The sequence below is a fragment of the Nostoc sp. DSM 114159 genome, assembly GCF_053470285.1.
The window spans coordinates 187,401-207,230 of record NZ_JBPFEH010000001.1 but is presented as its reverse complement, the minus strand read 5'-3'; the positions used below and the strand labels follow the sequence as shown (position 1 = coordinate 207,230).

The 19,830-nt window shown below is 42.0% G+C and carries 14 protein-coding genes; 6 read left to right on the top strand and 8 right to left on the bottom strand.

What is annotated here, in order from left to right; genetic code table 11:
* Window positions 1-172: 172 nt before the first annotated feature.
* A complete protein-coding gene (locus ACR5KR_RS00820; protein ID WP_448265093.1) occupies window positions 173-1,555 on the top strand; it encodes a carotenoid oxygenase family protein in 1,383 nt (460 codons plus the stop codon).
* A gap of 347 nt (window positions 1,556-1,902) precedes the next feature.
* Here the strand turns inward: ACR5KR_RS00820 and ACR5KR_RS00815 are convergent, their stop codons facing one another.
* Together ACR5KR_RS00815 and ACR5KR_RS00810 are read right to left on the bottom strand one after the other, a co-directional pair.
* A complete protein-coding gene (locus ACR5KR_RS00815; RefSeq protein WP_448265092.1) occupies window positions 1,903-2,607 on the bottom strand; it encodes a CAP domain-containing protein in 705 nt (234 codons plus the stop codon).
* A 264-nt stretch (window positions 2,608-2,871) separates the two neighbouring features.
* The gene (locus ACR5KR_RS00810) at window positions 2,872-3,999 is read right to left on the bottom strand and encodes an acyltransferase family protein (protein WP_448265091.1); all 1,128 of its coding nucleotides are present in this window, start codon (window positions 3,997-3,999) and stop codon (window positions 2,872-2,874) included.
* Between the two features lie 120 nt (window positions 4,000-4,119).
* On the opposite strand from ACR5KR_RS00810, the gene ACR5KR_RS00805 reads away from it, so the two are divergent.
* The 3 genes from ACR5KR_RS00805 (at window position 4,120) to ACR5KR_RS00795 (ending at window position 10,733) form a co-directional block, all read left to right on the top strand.
* Window positions 4,120-4,290, top strand: a complete 171-nt coding sequence (locus tag ACR5KR_RS00805) for a hypothetical protein (RefSeq protein WP_448265090.1) — start codon at window positions 4,120-4,122, stop codon at window positions 4,288-4,290.
* A 218-nt stretch (window positions 4,291-4,508) separates the two neighbouring features.
* Window positions 4,509-9,977 carry a Calx-beta domain-containing protein gene (locus ACR5KR_RS00800; RefSeq protein ID WP_448265089.1) on the top strand — a complete coding sequence of 1,823 codons (5,469 nt, stop codon included), beginning with the start codon at window positions 4,509-4,511 and terminating at the stop codon, window positions 9,975-9,977.
* A gap of 294 nt (window positions 9,978-10,271) precedes the next feature.
* Window positions 10,272-10,733 (top strand): helix-turn-helix domain-containing protein, encoded by a 462-nt coding sequence (locus ACR5KR_RS00795; RefSeq protein WP_448265088.1) that lies wholly within the window; start codon window positions 10,272-10,274, stop codon window positions 10,731-10,733.
* Window positions 10,734-10,905: 172 nt separating this feature from the next.
* Here the strand turns inward: ACR5KR_RS00795 and gatA are convergent, their stop codons facing one another.
* A complete protein-coding gene (gene gatA, locus ACR5KR_RS00790) occupies window positions 10,906-12,366 on the bottom strand; it encodes an Asp-tRNA(Asn)/Glu-tRNA(Gln) amidotransferase subunit GatA (RefSeq protein ID WP_448265087.1) in 1,461 nt (486 codons plus the stop codon).
* Window positions 12,367-12,844: 478 nt separating this feature from the next.
* Between gatA and ACR5KR_RS00785 the strand changes: the two genes are divergently transcribed.
* The gene (locus ACR5KR_RS00785) at window positions 12,845-14,197 is read left to right on the top strand and encodes a helix-hairpin-helix domain-containing protein (protein ID WP_448265086.1); all 1,353 of its coding nucleotides are present in this window, start codon (window positions 12,845-12,847) and stop codon (window positions 14,195-14,197) included.
* A 202-nt stretch (window positions 14,198-14,399) separates the two neighbouring features.
* Window positions 14,400-14,996, top strand: coding sequence for a hypothetical protein (locus tag ACR5KR_RS00780; protein WP_445628193.1), 597 nt, complete (start codon window positions 14,400-14,402; stop codon window positions 14,994-14,996).
* A gap of 115 nt (window positions 14,997-15,111) precedes the next feature.
* Here the strand turns inward: ACR5KR_RS00780 and ACR5KR_RS00775 are convergent, their stop codons facing one another.
* The 5 genes from ACR5KR_RS00775 to ACR5KR_RS00755 all read right to left on the bottom strand — a co-directional run bounded on the left by ACR5KR_RS00775 (window position 15,112) and on the right by ACR5KR_RS00755 (window position 19,647).
* Complete coding sequence (locus tag ACR5KR_RS00775) at window positions 15,112-15,714, bottom strand: cytochrome c oxidase subunit 3 (RefSeq protein WP_448265085.1); 603 nt, start codon at window positions 15,712-15,714, stop codon at window positions 15,112-15,114.
* Window positions 15,715-15,810: 96 nt separating this feature from the next.
* The gene (gene ctaD, locus ACR5KR_RS00770; protein WP_448265084.1) at window positions 15,811-17,472 is read right to left on the bottom strand and encodes a cytochrome c oxidase subunit I; all 1,662 of its coding nucleotides are present in this window, start codon (window positions 17,470-17,472) and stop codon (window positions 15,811-15,813) included.
* A 13-nt stretch (window positions 17,473-17,485) separates the two neighbouring features.
* Entirely contained in the window at window positions 17,486-18,400 is a 915-nt protein-coding gene (locus tag ACR5KR_RS00765; protein WP_448270038.1) for a cytochrome c oxidase subunit II, read from the bottom strand.
* A gap of 132 nt (window positions 18,401-18,532) precedes the next feature.
* Window positions 18,533-19,150, bottom strand: a complete 618-nt coding sequence (locus ACR5KR_RS00760) for a DUF2231 domain-containing protein (RefSeq protein ID WP_445628196.1) — start codon at window positions 19,148-19,150, stop codon at window positions 18,533-18,535.
* Complete coding sequence (locus tag ACR5KR_RS00755) at window positions 19,147-19,647, bottom strand: DUF2231 domain-containing protein (RefSeq protein ID WP_322681949.1); 501 nt, start codon at window positions 19,645-19,647, stop codon at window positions 19,147-19,149. The genes ACR5KR_RS00760 and ACR5KR_RS00755 overlap by 4 nt, the downstream gene beginning before the upstream one ends.
* Window positions 19,648-19,830: the final 183 nt, after the last annotated feature.

The following is a 19,830-nucleotide window of genomic DNA, read 5'->3' as shown; positions in this document are numbered from 1 at the left end:
CCTTATTCTGAAGATGAATGAAACCTCCTACAAATCAAACGAATTAAACAGCAAGAGAAAAAAGTTTAATTTGTAGACCGATTGCAAAAATTCCACAACGCCCTCAAAATTTCCATGTGGGCATAATGACAAACCAGAATGTACAGTACAAATGTACGCTTAAATCAAGACAATGGTAACAATAGCAGTCAATCCCTATCTCGATGGCAATTTTGCTCCAGTCCATGAAGAAATCACCACCGACAAATTGGCAGTCATCGGTGAATTACCCCCTGACTTATCAGGGATGTTTGTGCGGAATGGCCCTAACCCTCAATGGACGCCTATCGGTCAATATCATTGGTTTGATGGAGATGGGATGTTGCATGGTGTGCAAATTAGCAACGGCATAGCCACTTATCGTAACCGCTACGTCCAGACTTTCGGATGGAAAAAAGAACGAGAAGCGGGTAAAGCTATCTGGAGTGGATTGTTAGAACCACCACAGATGGATAATCCCCACGGCCGCTACAAAAATACTGCCAATACTGCCTTAGTGTGGCACGCTGGTCAAATGTTGGCGCTGAATGAAGGGGGTAAACCTCACGCCATCAAGCTGCCTGAATTAGAAACCATTGGCGAGTACACCTACAATGGTAAACTGGTTTCTGCCTTCACAGCCCATCCCAAGGTAGACCCCGTTACAGGGGAAATGATCTTCTTTGGCTATTCTCTGTTTGCGCCACCATACCTGCAATATAGTGTGGTCTCAGCAGAAGGCGAACTGTTGCGGACAGTGCCAATTGAACTGCCAATAGGCGTGATGATGCACGATTTTGCCATCACGGAAAACTACACAATTTTCATGGATTTGCCGCTGACTTTTAACCCTGAAAGAGCGCAACGGGGAGAACCTGTAATGATGTTTGAGCGCGATCGCCCCAGTCGTTTTGGCATTTTACCACGTCACGGTGACAACAGTAATATCCGCTGGTTTGAAAGTCCCTCTTGCTACGTCTTCCATACCCTCAACGCTTACGAAGAGGGAGACGAAGTAGTGCTAATCGCCTGTCGCATGAGTTCTACAACTGTTTTGAGTTCTGATGATTCGCAACCCGATCCAAACGCAAATATTCCCCGTTTGCATCGCTGGCGATTTAACCTCAATACTGGTTCAGTACGTGAAGAAATGTTGGATGATGTAGCTTCGGAATTTCCCCGCGTCAACGAAAACCAATTGGGGCGACAAAACCGATATGGCTACACTAACAAAGCGGCAAACAGTCCCGTACCTTTATTTGACGGTATCATCAAATACGACTTCAATAGTGGAAAATCCCAAATACATGAATTTGGGCAGGGGCGCTATAACGGTGAAACTGTGTTTGCACCGCGTCCTGGTGCAACGGCTGAGGATGATGGTTGGCTGATGACTTTCGTCCATGATGAGGGTTCAGATACTTCAGAATTAGTAGTAGTGAATGCCCAAGATATAACGGCTGAACCTGTAGCGCGGGTGATAATTCCTCAGCGAGTGCCTTATGGGTTTCATGGCGCTTGGTTTGCTGCAAAATAGCTAAATTGGCAGTTAGAAAACTTGTTTACACAGACAAAACCCGCTTAGGCGGGTTTCAAATTCATTGAGTCAGCGCAGCGGACTTGGCTTGTGTAAACATGATTTCTAATTGCCAGGTTATCCCCAATACAATACTTCTCACTTTGTGCATTTTTAACTCGGAATCTAGTTTGGGGTAAAGGGTAAGGGTTAAAGGTTTTTTCTTTCCCTTTTCCCCAAAACCCAAGAAGTATTAATTCCCAATACGCTTGGGTTAAGGATTATTAGTGTAAATAATTGGTCTTTCAAGACGTGATAAATTGCGTCTCTACATCAGGATTTTGGGCTTATATGAACTCCCTCGCAAATTATTTTTCCCTATATCCGCCAGCGTAGTCAATCACGCAGATTGTTCTATATAATTTGTGAGTTCCATAAGCAACACCAGAGACTTTAAAAGCACCATTAAAAATATTTTTTCGATGGCCGCGATCGCTCACACCATCATCGATAATTAACTGCATGACGATATCTTGAGCGCTGTTTGGCCCATAACTGATATTTTCACCTGCGGTTGTTTGCCATTTCCCATAGCGGTTAATGCGAGTAAAAGGGTTGCTACCATCGCTACCATCATGACCTAAAGCACCTTTTGGGCCTTGGTCTTTTACGTGATCTTTTGCTCCTAAAGACATACCCTTAGATACACTCAAGGTTCCTACAGGACGTGCTGATTTGAGAAATGCGATCGCTTCATCAACTGCCTTAACTCCTTCTTGAGTTCGTAGATAAGTATTATTAGAAATTTTGACTCGGTTCCCCTCAAAGCGCTTTCTATAGTTTTCCAGAATCGGGAGGTATGCTTTAGGATTTGTTCTTACCTTATTGGTTTCAACAATTACCTGTTGTTCCAACGGTGAAAGGTAACTAGCCTTTGCTAATAAAATTGGACTACTTTGTTTAACTACTGCTGGGTTAGGCTTGGCTACAGACGGGTTAGATTGAAGCAGTTGATTTGAGCAGCCCAATACCAAGGTAATTGGCAAAAATACCCAAAAATTCATGCGACGCATCGATTACCTCACAATTTTTCTATGGATTAATTTAGTGAATTAGAAGAAATATGAATTTTCAACGCACAGATAAGTCTGTATACGCTTCTGCCGTTAGAAACGATATCAGGGCTTAAGTAAGTTTGCTAAAGAAAGCGCAGATTAACGCACCAATAATATTGATAAAGTTGCGATTGCCTTTGTTCCTAGAGTGTTACAATCCATCACTTAACACCTGTTGTAACATTGAAAACACTAAAACGTAAATAATAACAAAAATCTTTTTTACACTTTCAGAAACCAGCGTTGCCGATACATCAGAAAACCAACAGCCCACCACAACAACACGGTGACTAAAGCAAAGAACAGGGAACCATTCAGCACACCCGCCCAAGATGCGAAAAAATTCTGGTAAATCCAATTGTAGGTACTAGGAGCGTCTTTGCCAGTGCCAACAGTGGTTTTGACTAAAATTTTAATTAATAAAACCGATGCAACGAAAAGAGCGATCGCATTTAAGCCCATAATTTCAAAAGGTTTACTCCAGCGACGCATCAGCCGTACTTCGATAAGTTCATAACAAGCTGCTAGTAATAGTAACGCCCAACCTGTTGTAAATACTACATAAGAACTTGTCCACAGCTTTTTGTTAATTGGAAATGTCCACCCCCATATCCAACCGATAATTAAGCAACCGACTCCAAATAATCCTAAACCGATACTTGTGCGTGACTGTACAGGTTGACTGCGTATCCATTGACCTGTGAAGTAGCCAGCAAGGACACTTACTATCGCGGGAATAGTACTGAAAAGTCCTTCTGGATCTCCCATAAAGTTGAAACCATCACCCTTGTATAAATGTCCTTTAGGAATAATCAGGCGATCAACATAAGCACCGAAATTACCTTCTCGCGTCAAAACTCCTGCACCAAATTCTGGCACTGCTACATACATCATCGTTAGCCAGTAGCCAATGAGTAGCACTGCTGCTAGTATCCATTGACCTTTGCGTGGAAGGTTGAGAACAGCTAGGGAAGCCAGCAGATAGGTAAGGCTGATGCGCTGCAATACTCCCATAATGCGGATACTACTGAAATCAAAAGTCCAAATACCTTGATTCCAAAAGCCATTTAGTAGTAATCCCAAGGCAAAGAGAATAGCGGCGCGGCGCAATATCCGCCAGTAAACAGCTGAGGTTGGTTTATTGCCCTCGGTGTATTTTGACAGCGAGAAAGTCATCGCTACACCAACAATGAAGAGAAAGAAAGGAAATACCAAGTCCGTTGGTGTGCAGCCGTGCCAATCGGCGTGAGCTAAGGGAGGATATACATCATCTGCGACACCCGCCATATTAACGAGAATCATTCCAGCGATGGTAATGCCGCGAAAAACATCTAGTGAAGTCAGGCGCATAAGCGGAATTTTATGTTACATGAGTATCTAAAGTACTCCGCTTGATGCAGGTAAGCAAGCAAAATTTATAGGTTTACTTACCAAATATAGTTTTTCATCAAGGTTCCTGCCCATACTATCTTGTATGAAACTAGAAGTACGCGATCGCACCTAGACCACAGTTTTAGTTTAGCTATTCAAAAAGGATTGGTAGTACCAGAACTGTTAATAAAGCTAGATATACTCAAATTTCAATCAATCAATCGTTATTTAAGTGAAAATGCAGTTGTATTGTCACTAGACTTAGTATAAATTGCTATAAACAAAAGCTGTGACGAAAAAACAGCTAACTTTATTCAAGGCGTGCTTATATAACAACTAAAAATATTGCGGTTTTATCTCATTAAATAAAAGTAATTACCGATTTCATTTGGAAATGAAAGCGAATGCAGAGTCATTCACTTTCTATTTTGTTATGCACGCTAAATCTTACTAAGCTAAAGCTAATAAATTATATTTAAGGAATAATTATGATAAAAGTACCAGAAAATCATCTTTCTAAAAGTATAAATAAGTCTACTATCAAATTAATAGATGCAAGCACAAATATTGTTTTTATAGATCCAAACGTTATAGATTATCAAAGCTTGGTGGCTGGTATTATACTTGGCAGTGAAGTTGTTATTCTTGATGCCAATAGAGACGGTTTAGCACAAATCACCGAGTTTCTCGCAAAACGTGAATCCAATTCAGTTCAATCAATTCACATTGTTTCCCACGGAAGTGTGGGGAGTTTGCAGCTAGGATCAATTAACTTCAACCTTAGCAATCTGGATAGCTACAAAAATCAGTTACGAAAGTGGGCAAGTGCTTTAACTGAAAAAGCTGACATCCTAATTTACGGCTGTGATGTAGCTAGTGGTGAAGGCACAAAATTTGTACAGCAGATTAGCCAATTTACTGGAGCAGACGTTGCCGCTTCTACTAACAAAACCGGAAGTGCAGCTTTAGGTGGCGATTGGGATTTAGAGGTGAAGACAGGAAAAATTGAGGCTTCCCTGGCATTTAAACCTGAAGTAATACAGGCTTACCAATCGATTTTGCCAGCTAGTTTTACTGGTACATACTCTCAAAACTTCAACACATTAGCTGCTTCTGGAACATCTATTGCTTGGACTAATGATTCAACTATTTCAGGATGGTATTCCACAAGAACAAATTATAACGCTGGTACTGGCACTAATAATACAGGTGCAATGTACAGTTTTGGTACAACCACAGACCGGGCACTTGGTTCTGTAGCTTCTGGTACTACAGGAACTATTTATTATGGGTTGCGCCTCCAAAACAACACAGGTTCAACAATTACTAACTTGCAAGTAGGTTACACGGGTGAGCAATGGCGTAATGGTGGTAATACATCACCGCAACAGCTGAAATTTAGTTATCAAACTGGGTCAACTCTCACAAGTTTGACAACAGGAACATGGACCCCTGTCACATCGTTAGATTTCACTGGGCCAATTGCAACTGCAACCGCAGGCTCCCTGAATGGTAATCAAATTGCCAATCGGACTGTCATAACGCCTGTAATAATTACTCTAGCTACCCCAATAGCTAACGGTGAAGAGATTATATTGCGTTGGGAAGACATAGATGATACAGGCAACGATCATGGTTTAGCCATTGACGATGTATCTGTCAAAGTAGATGGCACCACCTATATAGTAACTAACACCAATGACAGCGGTGCCGGCTCCTTAAGGCAAGCTATTATCAATGCCAATAACGATCCAGGGATTGAGACAATCCTTTTTGATACGACTGGAATATTCGGTGATGCTACCCCCGACACTATTACCCTCACTTCTGGGGAATTGATTGTTACTGAAGGAGTCATCATTCAAGGAACTGGGGCTAATAAACTTACAATCAGTGGTAACAATACTTCCCGTGTTTTTAATGCCAGTGCCTCTCTCTCAATCGATGGGTTGAAGATAACTGGGGGAAATGGAGCAAATGGTGGCGGGATCTACAGCACCAGTAGTGTCACAGTCAGTAATAGTAATTTTTCTAGCAACACTGCCAGCACTAGCGGCGGCGGCATTTACAGCACCAGTAGTGTCATAGTCAGTAATAGTACTTTTTCTGCCAACACCGCAAACACTAACGGCGGCGGCATTTACAGCAATAGTGCCACACTCACCGATAGCAGTATTTTTGGTAACATAGCAAATCTTGGGGGAGGCATATACAGCACCAATGCCACAGTTAGCAATAGTACTATTTCTGGCAATACTGCCAACAGCAATGGCGGCGGCATCTTCAGTACTGGTAGTAATAGTAGTGTCGCCATAAGCAATAGCACTATTTCTGGCAATACGGCAAAAACTAATGGTGGCGGCATCTACAGCACCAACAATACTACAGTCAGCAATAGCACTATTTTTGGTAACACTGCTGATAGTGATAACAATACCCAAGGTGATGGCGGCGGCATTTATAAATCTGGAGGCACGGCAAGCATCAGCAATAGCATCATTGCTGGCAATATTGACCCAGGTAATGAAGGAGCCGATATCTATGGTAATAACTTCAATAGCAATGGTTACAACCTAATTGGCAAAATTGCTGGTAAATCATCCGGGACTCTCGGTACGGGTACAGATATTATTAACCCCAACCCCGGACTCAAACCGCTAGGAGATTACGGCGGTTCTACACAAACTCATGCTTTATACTTTAACAGCCCTGCCAGGAATGCTGGCGATCCCGCTTACAATGGTGGCTTAACTACGGATCAGCGTGGCACGGATTTTAACCGTATTGAAAGCGGGAGAATTGACATTGGAGCATTTGAATATGTACTTCCAAAAGTCAATTTTGGTGCTGCTACGTACAATACAACAGAAGATAGTACCGCCACTACAGTAACTATTTCTGTTACTTTAGATGCTTCTCCTGAAACCGCTGTCACAGTTCCGATTGTCGTTAAAAACAGTAGCACGGCTACTAGTGGCAACGATTACACTTTTTCCCCCGCTACCATCTCCTTTACTGCTGGGGCAACAGGCGCAAATTTAACACAGCTAATTACTTTTACTATAAACCCAGACGATTTACCTGAGAATGCAGAAACAGTTGTACTCAACTTCGGCACGCTAACAGGAGCTGATTTGGGGACAATAACTGAAACTACTCTAAATATTGCTGCTAATGATGCGATTCAATATGCAATTTCTACTCCCACCTCAACTTTAACTGAAGGTAATAGCGGTACTCAAGCTGTTACCTTCACAGTTACTCGCAGTGGTGGTATTGGCGTAGCTAGTACTGTAAATTATGCTTTTAACGGTGCAGCAACTTTTGGCAGTGACTATAACAATATTCAAGTTACGGGTGGAGGAACTGCTGTATCTGGGACTTTAAGCTTCGCTGTTGGGGAAACCACAAAAACAATTACAGCCGATGTTTTGGGTGATAACATATTTGAACTCAATGAAGACATTACTGTTATTCTGAGTAACCCCAGTCTCATAACTGGAGCGCCAAATTCCACAATTACTAACAGTTCGGCTACAGTAAACATCATCAACGATGATAGCCAACCAACTATCAGCATCTCGGATGTCTCTGTTGCTGAAGGCAATACAGGTGCAACAACTAATGCCAATTTTATTGTCAGTCTTTCTAATCCTAGTTATCAGCAGATTACTGTAAATTATAACACCACTGATGGCACTGCTCAAGTTGGTGACTCTGATTACAACTCTGCTTCTGGAACTATTACTTTCAATCCTGGCGAAACCAGTAAAACTCTTAGCATTGGTGTTGTAGGCGATAACAAATTTGAAACTGACGAAACATTTTCTGTCAATCTTTTAGGTGCAACAAATGCCGCGATCGCAGATAATTTAGCAGTTGCTACCATCATCAATGATGATAACCAACCAACTATCAGCATCTCGGATGTTTCAGTTTCTGAAGGCAATACAGGCACAACAACTAATGCCAACTTTATTGTCACTCTCTCCAATGCCAGTTATCAGCAGATTACTGTAAATTACAACACCACTGATGGCACTGCTCAAGTTGCTGACTCTGATTACAACTCTGCTTCTGGAACTATTACTTTCAATCCTGGGGAAACGAGCAAAGTTATTAGCATTGGTGTCATCGGTGATAACAAAGCTGAAACCAACGAGACATTTTCTGTCAATCTTTCAGGCGCAACAAATGCCGCGATCGCAGATAGTTTAGGAGTGGCTAACATCATTGATGATGACAACCAACCGACTATCAGTATCTCAGATGTCTCAGTTAGTGAAGGCAATACAGGTACAACAACTAATGCTAACTTTACTATCAGTCTTTCTAATCCTAGTTCTCAACAGATTACTGTAAATTACAACACCACTGATGGTACTGCTCAAGTTGCTGACTCTGATTACAACTCTGCTTCTGGAACTATTACTTTCAATCCTGGGGAAACGAGCAAAGTTATTAGTATTGGCGTCATCGGCGATAACCAAACTGAAACTGACGAGACATTCTCTGTTAATCTTTCGGCTGCAACAAATGCCGCGATCGCAGATAGTTTAGGAGTTGGTACTATTATCAACGATGATAACCAACCAACTATCAACATTTCGGATGTTTCAGTTTCTGAAGGCAACACAGGCACAACAAGTAATGCTAACTTTACTATCAGTCTTTCTAATCCTAGTTATCAACAGATTACTGTAAATTACAATACCACTGATGGCACTGCTCAAGTTGGTGACTCTGATTACAACTTTGCTTCTGGAACTATTACTTTCAATCCTGGCGAAACCAGTAAAACCCTTAGCGTTGGTGTTGTAGGCGATAACAAATTTGAAACTGACGAGACATTTTCTGTCAATCTTTTGGGTGCAACAAATGCCGCAATTACTGATAGCTTAGGAGTTGGTACTATTATCAACGATGATAACCAACCAACTATCAGTATCTCGGATATCTCAGTTTCTGAAGGCAATACAGGCACAACAAGTAATGCTAACTTTACTATCAGTCTTTCTAATCCTAGTTATCAGCAGGTTACTGTAAATTACAACACCACTGATGGCACTGCTCAAGTTTCTAACTCTGATTACAATTATGATTCAGGAACAATTATTTTCGCTCCTGCTGAAACTAGCAAAACTCTTAGCATTGGTATTTTAGGCGATAACCAAACTGAAGCCAACGAAACATTTTCTGTCAATCTTTCAGGCGCGACAAATGGCACGATCGCAGATAATTTAGGAGTGGCTACCATCATTGATGATGACAACCCAACAACTGTCAGTATCTCCGATGTCTCAATTGCTGAAGGTAACACAGGCACAACAACTAATGCTAACTTTATCGTCACTCTCTCCGCAGCGAGTTTACAGCAGGTTACTGTAAATTACAACACTAGTGATGGCACTGCTAAAGTTTCTGACTCTGATTACAACCCTGCTTCCGGGACAATCGTTTTCAATCCTGGCGAAACCACCAAAACTATTGCTATTGGTGTCATAGGTGATAACAAAGCTGAAACCAACGAGACATTTTCTGTCAATCTTTTCGGTGCTACAAACACCACGATTACTGATAGCTTGGGAGTGGCTACTATCATAAATGACGATCAACCCCCAGCCATCAGCATTGCAGATGTATCAGTCAAAGAAGGCACAACAGGAATGACAACTAATGCTAATTTTGTCGTCACTCTCTCAAATGAATTCTATCAACCGATAGCCGTAAATTACAGTACGAGTGATGGTACCGCTAAAGAATCTGACTCGGATTATAATTTTGGTTTAGGGACAATTGTTTTCAACCCTGGCGAAACTAGCAAAGTTATTAGTATTGGCGTCAGAGGTGATAATAAAGTTGAATCCAATGAAACATTTTTTGTCAATATCTATGGTGCAGCAAATGCCACATTTAATAATAACCAAGGAGTTGGCACAATCAAGAATGATGACTAATCGTTATTGAACAGAACATTAGCGATCGCTGCAATTATCCCAGCCCAGAGTAGCCGTGGGTAAATACTTGTGCTATAAATTACATTTTTTTGATTTATCCGCCCAAATTTTTATAGATTAAAGTATTAAATATAACTAAAAGTATACGTAGTCAAAGTTCGACTAGCATTTTAAAATCCAGGATTAAGCCATTATCAAAAAAATTTATCCGAAAATCAAATATTCAGTAAAATTACGTATGCGGATCGAAGTCTTCTCAATGAATAGTAGAATTAGCCCATACAGGAGAAGACTGTGACGCTCTTAAATGAAGCTCAAGTAGAGCAACTAAAGGAAATAACCACACGCTTGCGACAAGTAAGACAAGAAAAATCTATCCGCATAGAAGAAATAGCCTCTCAGACAATGCTTCGAGTAGGTATTTTGCAAGCGTTAGAAGAAGATCGATTTGAAGAATTGCCTGAGCCGATTTTTCTCCAAGGATTCATCCGTCGTTATGGAGATGCTTTAGGGCTAGATGGAAATGCTTTATCGTACAGCCTTATAACCAATGTTGTCTGTAAAGATTCTAAAAATGCTCACCACTCAGACAATAAACAAAATACATACATACCTCTTGTTCTGACCTATATTTTATTATTGGTTGGTGCATCTGCTGGTCTTCTTCATATACTAAATCCACAACTGACAGCTGAATCCCTGACTTCAGAAAATAATAATCAACAGTCAATAGTCAGTAATCAGACTAACAAATGACCAAAAACATAGAGGGAGCGGAAAGACGCGATTAATCGCGTCTGTACCGAGTCAAAAAAAAGAATTAATAACCAATGACAAATGACCAATACTTCTCTACGAGAGGCTGCGCCAAAGACTACGCGGTAGTTGAGCGCAGTCGAAACTCAGTACAAGCGACAAATGACAATTTTCAAGATATTTGAGGTTTACGCAGATGCCAAGCGGTAGATTGTTCATAAGCGTAAGCTACCTGAAACAGTTGGTCTTCTCGCAGCACATTGCCAATTAGCTGTAATCCTATCGGTAGCCCTTGGTCGTCAAAACCACATGGCAAACTCAAACTGGGTAAACCAGCAAGATTTACAGGAATAGTCATCAAGTCATTTAAATACATACTCAAGGGGTCAGTAGTTTTTTCCCCTGCTTTAAATGCTGTAGTGGGAGATGTGGGACAAACTAACACATCAACCGCGCCAAAAGCCTTTTCAAAGTCTTGCTTAATCAAAGTACGGACTTTTTGCGCTTTCAGATAGTAAGCGTCATAATAGCCAGCCGAAAGAGCGTAAGTGCCAATCATAATCCGGCGTTTGACTTCTGTACCAAAACCAGCGGCACGGGTACGAGTATACATTGATAACAGATTATCTGCATCAGGAGCGCGATACCCATATTTAACGCCATCGTAACGAGCCAGGTTTGCTGATGCTTCTGATGGGGCGATGATGTAGTAGGTGGGTAAGCCATAGCGAAAGCGGGGACAGGAAATTATATGAATTTCGGCTCCCAAACTTTGTAGTTGATCTACTGCTTTGGTAACAGCTTGTTCCACAACAGAGTCTAAACCTTCACCAAAAGTTTCTTTAATGATACCAATTCTTAGCTGACCTCTGGGTTTGAAGTTTGGTTTTAAGCTCGCAGCATAGTTGGGAATGGGAACTTTCAGGCTGGTAGAGTCTTTGGGATCGTAACCTGCGATCGCACCTAATAATATTGCCGCATCTTCTACCGTATTTCCAAATGGCCCAATTTGATCCAAAGACGAAGCGTAAGCTACCAAGCCATAACGGGAAACCAAACCATAAGTTGGTTTCATCCCCACAACACCGCAGAAAGACGCAGGTTGGCGAATCGAACCGCCAGTATCAGAACCGAGAGCAACTACACATTCTTGAGCCGCCACCGCCGCCGCCGACCCCCCAGAAGAACCACCTGGAACTCGTGACAAATCCCAAGGATTAGCCGTGACTTGATAAGCAGAGTTTTCAGTGGAACTACCCATTGCAAACTCATCCAAGTTGGTTTTACCTACCATTACAGCCCCAGCATCTGCCAATTTTTGCGTCGCTGTTGATTCATAAGGCGGTACAAAATTTTCCAAAATCCGAGAGGCGCAGGTGGTAGGAATCCCCTTGGTACACATATTGTCCTTGATACCCACAGGAATGCCTGCTAGCAGCCCAATTTCTTCTCCTGCGGCAATTTTTGCATCCACAGCACCCGCCTGCTCTAATGCCCGATTTGCCGTGACACATAAAAAGCTGTGCAATTTCGGCTCTAACGCTTGAATGCGCTCTAAAGCTTCTTGGGTAATTTCAACGGCAGAACGTTCTTTTTTAACTAGCTGTTGGTGCAACTCGCGGATGGATGCCATGATTGCTCTCTTTGTGACTCAAGTCATTGATTCTAGTACATATTGGTCAAAATTGGGTATTGGTTATTGGGCATTAGACTTCTTGCAGAAGTTGGGTAAAGGGAAAGGGGTAAAGGGTAAACAGGAAAGGGATAGAATTAACATTTCCCTTTAACCTTTCCCCCTTTCCCTACAAGAGTGCAAAAGGTACAAATGCCAAGAGGTCTATTGCTTATTCTCCTCTGCTTGCCATTCCCCATTCATCTGACTAAGCGGATTAATATGTATTGAAATGGGTTTAATATGTTTTTAAAAACAGCAAATACATGGCTATCAACCATCTCTTGAATAGTTTGCCAAAGTTTTCATATATATTGGCTGCTTTTGTGTAAGAGTATAGCAGTGTTTTCTAATGATATAATTTTGTATTACAACCTTATTAATACTACAAACTTCATAATTTTATTTAACTCCACAAAATTTTTCGAGGTAAGGTAGGATGATAAAAATAGCCACACGTAAATATTTAGGCAAACAAAATGTTTATGACATTGGGGTGGAGCGTGACCATAATTTTACAATAAAAAATGGCTTAATAGCTGCTAATTGTTTCAATAAATCCCATTCGACAGCCTATGGTTATGTAACATATCAAACAGCATATTTAAAAGCTAATTACCCATTGGAATATATGGCGGCGCTGTTAACAGCTAACAGTGGTGATACCGATAAGGTACAGAGATACATTACTAACTGTACAAATATGGGGATATCCATAGATCCACCAGATATTAATCGTTCTGGTGTTGATTTTACGCCAACGGCAGGCAAGATTCTGTTTGGATTTTCGGCAGTGCGTAACGTGGGACAAAATGCGATCGCTTCTATTTTGTCAGCGAGAAATGAGACAGGAGAGTTTAAATCACTTGCAGATTTTTGCGATCGCGTGGATTTGCGTGCTGTTAATCGCCGAACTCTGGAGTCGCTGATTTACTGTGGAGCCTTTGACAAAATTGAATCCAACCGCCAACAGTTAATTAACGACTCAGAATTAGTGTATGATTGGGCACAATCTCGTGCGAAAGATAGAGCTAGTGGTCAAGGGAATCTATTTGATTTATTGGGCGACGGCTTTTCTTCGACTCAGAATCAAAGAGCAAATAATGCCTTTGAAACTGCTCCCAAATCTAAACCTGTGACAGATTTACCCCCACAGAAAAAGTTGCAGATGGAGAAAGAATTATTAGGCTTTTATGTATCAGATCATCCACTGAAATCCTTACGGCAAATAGCACCACTTTTGACACCAATTAACCTTTCGCAACTAGGAGAACAAAGAGAAGATACACGGCTTTGTGCAGTTGTGATGTTAAATAACGTCAAAAAAGTGGTGACTAAAAAAGGCGATCAGATGGCGATCTTGCAAGTAGAAGACCTAACTACACAATTAGAAGCTGTAGTTTTTCCGAAAACTTATGAACGCATAAGTTCCCTACTCCAAGTTGATACTAGATTGATTATTTGGGGAAAAGTAGACCGACGTGACGAGCAAACTCAATTTATTCTTGAAGATGCAGAACCAGTGGAAACAGTACAAATGGTAATGGTGGAATTAAATCCCCAGCAAGCAGGTAATATGGAAGATTTACATCGCTTGAAAACGATTTTACAAGACCATTCAGTAGACAAAGAAAAGGCAAAAATGCCAGTGATTGGAATTATTCAAACTGAAACTTCTCGTAAACTTGTTCGCTTAGGTTGGCAATTTTGCGTACAAGATTCTCGAATAACTGTTCAAGCTTTGCAAAATGCCAGTTTTCCTGCTCATATAAAATCGCTGACTGGTAGCTGAGGCCATCTGTGAAAAATCCACCAATACTAAAAAGCAACTTAAAAATTCGTTTTATTGAACTGTCAACAGTAAATTGCCTTAAGTATCTAGGATTTTCATCGTTTTTTTAGTTACTTATGCGGATGATAATTTCCTTGAGAGAATGGTATCTTTTGATGCTAATACCCTTAAGGCTGCGACCGGGGGAAGGAGTTAAAACTTGATGATTGTCAATGAGCTACATAGATTTGTTTCATACTGTAAAAAAATTCAACCCCAAACTCACGATGACATTCAAAAATTTTTTGAAGGAGTAATCTTGTTTCCTTATGATAAGGAACTTCTATTGCAAGCTTATTTATTTCTAAATATTAAAGAATTGTTTCCCTCGTGCGCTGAATTGCTGTTGTTTGAAAAATCTCCAATTTCAGATTATACAGATTTAGGAAAGTGTGATTTTGTCTTCCTGACCTTTAAAGGTAGTCTGTTTTTAATTGAAACTAAGTTTATTGATACAGAAGCAACTGGAGCAACAGAACGAAAAAGGAGAAATAAGCATAGAAACAAGGTATTTGAGCAAGTCATTACTTTAAAAGGTCGATTTAGCGAATATTGGAATATGAGGCTAGACCAATTAGAGTGCGGGGTTTTCACAACAGATTCAGAAGTTGCTTGGCGAGGAAATGGTGTGAATGTTACATCTAAATCAATATCTATAGATAAGCTCGAACAATGGCGAAGAAGTTATCACAGTAGTCAAAAATTTTTATCTCATCAAGATGGCTCAAAATTTGAGGAGAAGGTTAATTTGAAAGGTTGAACTAAGATCCAAATTATAGTTATTACAGTGAATGGTGTATGGGGCATAAAAGTAATTAACAATGCCACATACACCAACCCAGAGAGTTTATCTGGGTTTTCCTTCCCAGCAATCTTTACTGCCAAACATAGATAAGGACAAACAAAATAATCCAGATAACATCGACGAAATGCCAAAACAATGAAGTTGCATTGACGCCGAAGTGACCTGTATCGTAGTTGCCAGATAGAAAAGAACGTACCAAAATTATCAACTGCAACAGAATACCAGTGAAAACGTGCAAACCGTGGAAGCCTGTAAGTAGATAGAAGGTTCCACCAAATACCCCGGAGGTGAAACCAAAGGCGAGGCCGTTCCATTCAATCGCCTGTCCAACTAAAAAGTAAGTTCCCATTGCCATTGTTGCTAAGAGAAACAGGCGGAATTTTACTAAGTCATGGCGTTGAAGGGCGCGTTCTGCTAAGTAAATTACAAAGCTACTAGCGACAAGAATTACTGTATTAATTGCCGGTTCTTTTACTTCTAGTCCAGAAACACCTGCTGGTAGCCAGTTAGGGGTTGTTGTTTTGTAGATGGCATATCCGGCGAAAAAACTTAAGAAGATGACGCTTTCTGAGAGGAGGAAGACGATGAAGCCAAACATTTTGTTGCCTTCTTCGTCGTGGCTGTGTTCTGCGCTTGTATGGGGCAATTCGTGGGAATTGATATAGCTGTCCATGTTGGTTTTTGAGAGGGGGAGTTTGAAACGCAAAGGTACGCGGAGGGAAGCGCAGAGGTACGCGGAGGGTTTTTGCGTCTTCCCGATAGTTTGCATTTATTCTGGGAGGTTGGTTGTTAAGGGTTCTGATTTGCCGTAGCCGTAGGGTTCGGAGATGATGATGGGAGTTTCTTCAAAGTTTTCTACTGGGGGGGGTGAAGATACTAACCACTCTAGTCCGATCGCTCTCCAAGGGTTAGCGGGTGCTTTCTCGCCTTGCATCCAAGAAATCACCATGTTGAAGATGAAGGGCAAGGTAGACATTCCTAAGAGAAATCCGCCGAGGCTAGCGATGATATTCCAGAATTGATACTCTGGGGCGTAGGAAGCAACTCGGCGTAACATTCCTTGCAATCCTAAAGGGTGCATAGGCAAAAAGTTGAGGTTGGTGCCGATGAAGGCTAACCAGAAGTGGATTTTACCCCAGCTTTCGGAGTACATCCGCCCAGTCATTTTGGGGAACCAGTGATAGATGGCTGCAAATAAGCCCATCGTCACGGTGCCGTAGAGGACGTAGTGGAAGTGTCCGACTACAAAGTAAGTATTGTTAACGTGGACATCAACGGGCACGGAAGAAAGCATGATGCCTGTGATGCCGGCGAACACAAACATGATTAATCCACCCAGAGCAAATAACATGGGGGTATTTAGCCGCAGTTTACCGCCCCAAATAGTTGCTACCCAAGCAAATACTTTAATTCCTGTGGGTACAGACACACACATTGTCGTCAGCATGAAAATCAACCGCATCCAGCCTGATGTACCACTGACGTACATATGGTGTACCCAAACAATGCCGCTTACTCCTGCAATCAAGATGGATGAAATAGCAACTACTTTGTAACCAAATAAAGGTTTACGTGAATAAACTGGGAAGATTTCTGAGAAAATCGCAAAGACGGGCAGAATGATCACGTAAACGGCGGGGTGGGAGTAGAACCAGAAGTAATGCTGGAACATAACTGGATTCCCACCCTTGCTGGGGTCAAAAAAGCTCGTGCCAACTGTGAGGTCGAGTAGCAGCATCACTGCGCCTGCTGTCAGCGCAGGTAGTCCGAATAGTTGGATAATCTGGGCGCTAAATACTCCCCAGACAAACAAGGGCATCCGAAAGAAGCCCATTCCTGGGGCCCGCATCTTCACGATTGTGGTGACAAAGTTGACTGCCCCCATAATTGAGGATACGCCGGATATTGCCACCGCTAAGAGCCAGAGAACTTGACCATTAATCAAGTTACCTGTGGGATTCTGGAGACTAACTGGCGGGTAAGACCACCAGCCGGCTTGGGCTGGGCCACCAGGGACGAAGAAGCTACCCATCATCAAAATCCCAACTACTGGCACCATCCAAAAGGCGACGGCGTTGAGGCGGGGAAATGCCATATCTCGCGCCCCAATCATCAGGGGTACTAGATAGTTGGCAAAACCAACCAGTGAGGGAAATGTCCACAAGAACAGCATCACAGTGCCGTGCATGGTGAACATCCCGTTATAGACGGTGCGATCGACTAAATCTGATTCGGGTGTCATCAGTTCTCCCCGCATCACCATCGCAAAGATACCGCCGACGAGAAAGAAGAAGAATGAGGTAACGAGATACTGGATACCAATCACCTTGTGGTCGGTACTAAAGCTGAAGTATTCTTTCCAGCTACTTGGAGATTCGTGGTTATGCTTCTCATTAGGGAGAAGAATACCTTCAATAGGAACATTAGTCATGATTACTTTCCTTTCAACCAGGTGAATTGACTAGAGGAGGTGCAGCAGGTGGAACTGTAACCCAACCAGTTTGGACTGATTGATTGGATGTTTGGGCATACTCAGAAGCTGCCTGATTATTTGCTAGGGATGGCTTTTGGGTTGCAGCTTGTGCCAGCCAATGCTGATAATCTTCAGGAGATTCGACGACTACATTTGCCTGCATCGTCGCAAAGTATGTGCCGCTATATTGGGAATCGGTTAATCGGTATTGTCCGGGGCGGATGGGAGTAAATTCAAAGTCGATCGCGTGGTTAGGAATAATATCCTGCTTGAGGCGGAACGCAGGAATATAGAAGCCGTGGAGAACGTCTTGTGATTTCAGTGCTAAACGTATCCGGCGATCGTTTGGTAAATGCAATTCTGTACTAGTAACATCTCTCTCTGGGTAATGAAAAACCCACGCCCACTGTTTAGCTAGGACATCGATTTTCTCAACAGGTTCTGCTAAAGCGTTAGCTGATCCTGCATAAGCTGATTCCATTGCCAGGGGATTATGGAGATGAACTAGTTCAGATGGGCCTTGAATCCCCATTTGTTCGTAAACTTGGTAGCTGTAGCCTGCAATCCAAAATACCAAAAGAATTGGAATTGCTGTCCAGACAATTTCTAGGGTGATATTACCTTCAATCGCAGGGCCGTCAGTGAAGTCATCTTTGACTACCCGATGGAAGATTACAGAATACATCAGAGTACTTGTTACTCCCAAGAAGATGAAGGCACCGAGGGTTACTAAGAAGCTAATCAAATCATCAATGAGTAGGGATTCGGCTGCTGCTTGCGGAGGAAGCCAGGAGTAAGCCTGCTTGCCGATCCAGAGACTCGTAACAGTCACTGCGATCGCGCCTGTAAGCAGCGTCAAAATATTTAAAATCTTCTGGATTTTCATCATTGGTTATTGGTCATTGGTTATTGGTCATTAGTTATTGGTCATTGGTCGATCGTTAGTAACTTTAAACAAATGACATAGACGCTTCTGCGGCTTCCCGCAGGGTAGGACAAAGGACAAATGACAAATGACTTACTTGAGTGTTGTGTTGAGGTCTTGGCCTAATCGCAGCAAATTATCTGCTGTATTGTGTACGCCAAACTCGGCGGCTAGTTGCGCTCCTAGTGTGCCGTGGATGTACATAACGAACATGATTGCAATGCCTGCGAACAGATAGATCCATTGCACTTCTCTATCTGTCTGTTTATATTCTTGTTTGCCCCAAACGAAGCGCTGCCATGCTCTCCAGACGGTCATGCTAACAATCAGTGCTAATAAGAACACACCACCCACACCATGCCAAAGCATAGTTTCCATTGCCTGCAATCCCCAGGCACTCTTTATATCTGCTGGTGGTGTTGCCAACAGCATTTCGTAAAAGCCTGCTCCCACTGTGAAAAATGTGATGATGCTGGCAGCTAACATGTTGTACCAGCCAACAGTAAATAAGTTGTCACGTTCGACAGTAATTGCCAAAAATTTGAAGACCCATTTTTCAAAGGGGAACAAAACACCAACAATATCAAAGGTCATCGCAATGATGAACAAACCTATTGTCAGATGGACTAAGTTGGGATGGATGGGAATTGTGTAAGGTAATCCGTTTGCACCTAAAGAGCCGTTCAATTGGTCAATTAATTCTGAGTTCATCGCAACACACCATCCTTTACTGCTTCCACAACTGGCACGGTATGCAATCCATACACCCAAACAAGTTCATCTCCGAGATATACCTGCAAGCCAACTATTAAGGTTAAAATTAGTCCGGCTCCCAAATAATAAATCGATACTTTTTGCGGATTGCGGGCACGAATTACATAGCGCCAAGCTGTAATCGCTGTGATAATTCCTGAAAGCGACCAACCAATTAGCGTATGCAAATTCAGCACCGATTTCGCTAAACTGTAAGGCTGTGCTAATCCCGCTTCAAACTGACCAAAAATGATCGCGACGAAGATGGCGATCGTGGCAACTAACATATTCCACCAACTCACCTCAAAAAGACCGGATTTACCAGTAAAATAGCCGATTACATCGCAGAAGAAGGAAAACAACACCATCGCAATTACGAAGTGGACAACGATGGGATGAATCGTATCTGGATAGGGCAAATTGTGGTCGTTCAAAGATGTCAAATATTCAAGCATCGTCTTCTCCTGGACATATCTACCGCACTTTGGTCAATAAATTTTGGATTTTGGATTTTGGATTTTGGATTGGCGATCGCGCAGTCTTAGCGAGCGTCTTTTAGATTTATTCCGTCCCAGACGAGATATAAACTAGAAGACCCTAATCAAAAATCTCAAATCGCTAGTCAAGCTTCAATAATT

Excerpts from the sequence above, each read along its gene's own strand:
- ACR5KR_RS00820 (WP_448265093.1), top strand. The coding sequence starts at position 173 with ATGGTAACAATAGCAGTCAATCCCTATCTCGATGGCAATTTTGCTCCA.
- ACR5KR_RS00815 (WP_448265092.1), bottom strand. The coding sequence starts at position 2,607 with ATGCGTCGCATGAATTTTTGGGTATTTTTGCCAATTACCTTGGTATTG.
- ACR5KR_RS00810 (WP_448265091.1), bottom strand. The coding sequence starts at position 3,999 with ATGCGCCTGACTTCACTAGATGTTTTTCGCGGCATTACCATCGCTGGA.
- ACR5KR_RS00800 (WP_448265089.1), top strand. The coding sequence starts at position 4,509 with ATGATAAAAGTACCAGAAAATCATCTTTCTAAAAGTATAAATAAGTCT.
- gatA (WP_448265087.1), bottom strand. The coding sequence starts at position 12,366 with ATGGCATCCATCCGCGAGTTGCACCAACAGCTAGTTAAAAAAGAACGT.
- ACR5KR_RS00785 (WP_448265086.1), top strand. The coding sequence starts at position 12,845 with ATGATAAAAATAGCCACACGTAAATATTTAGGCAAACAAAATGTTTAT.
- ACR5KR_RS00780 (WP_445628193.1), top strand. The coding sequence starts at position 14,400 with ATGATTGTCAATGAGCTACATAGATTTGTTTCATACTGTAAAAAAATT.
- ACR5KR_RS00775 (WP_448265085.1), bottom strand. The coding sequence starts at position 15,714 with ATGGACAGCTATATCAATTCCCACGAATTGCCCCATACAAGCGCAGAA.
- ctaD (WP_448265084.1), bottom strand. The coding sequence starts at position 17,472 with ATGACTAATGTTCCTATTGAAGGTATTCTTCTCCCTAATGAGAAGCAT.
- ACR5KR_RS00765 (WP_448270038.1), bottom strand. The coding sequence starts at position 18,400 with ATGAAAATCCAGAAGATTTTAAATATTTTGACGCTGCTTACAGGCGCG.
- ACR5KR_RS00760 (WP_445628196.1), bottom strand. The coding sequence starts at position 19,150 with ATGAACTCAGAATTAATTGACCAATTGAACGGCTCTTTAGGTGCAAAC.
- ACR5KR_RS00755 (WP_322681949.1), bottom strand. The coding sequence starts at position 19,647 with ATGCTTGAATATTTGACATCTTTGAACGACCACAATTTGCCCTATCCA.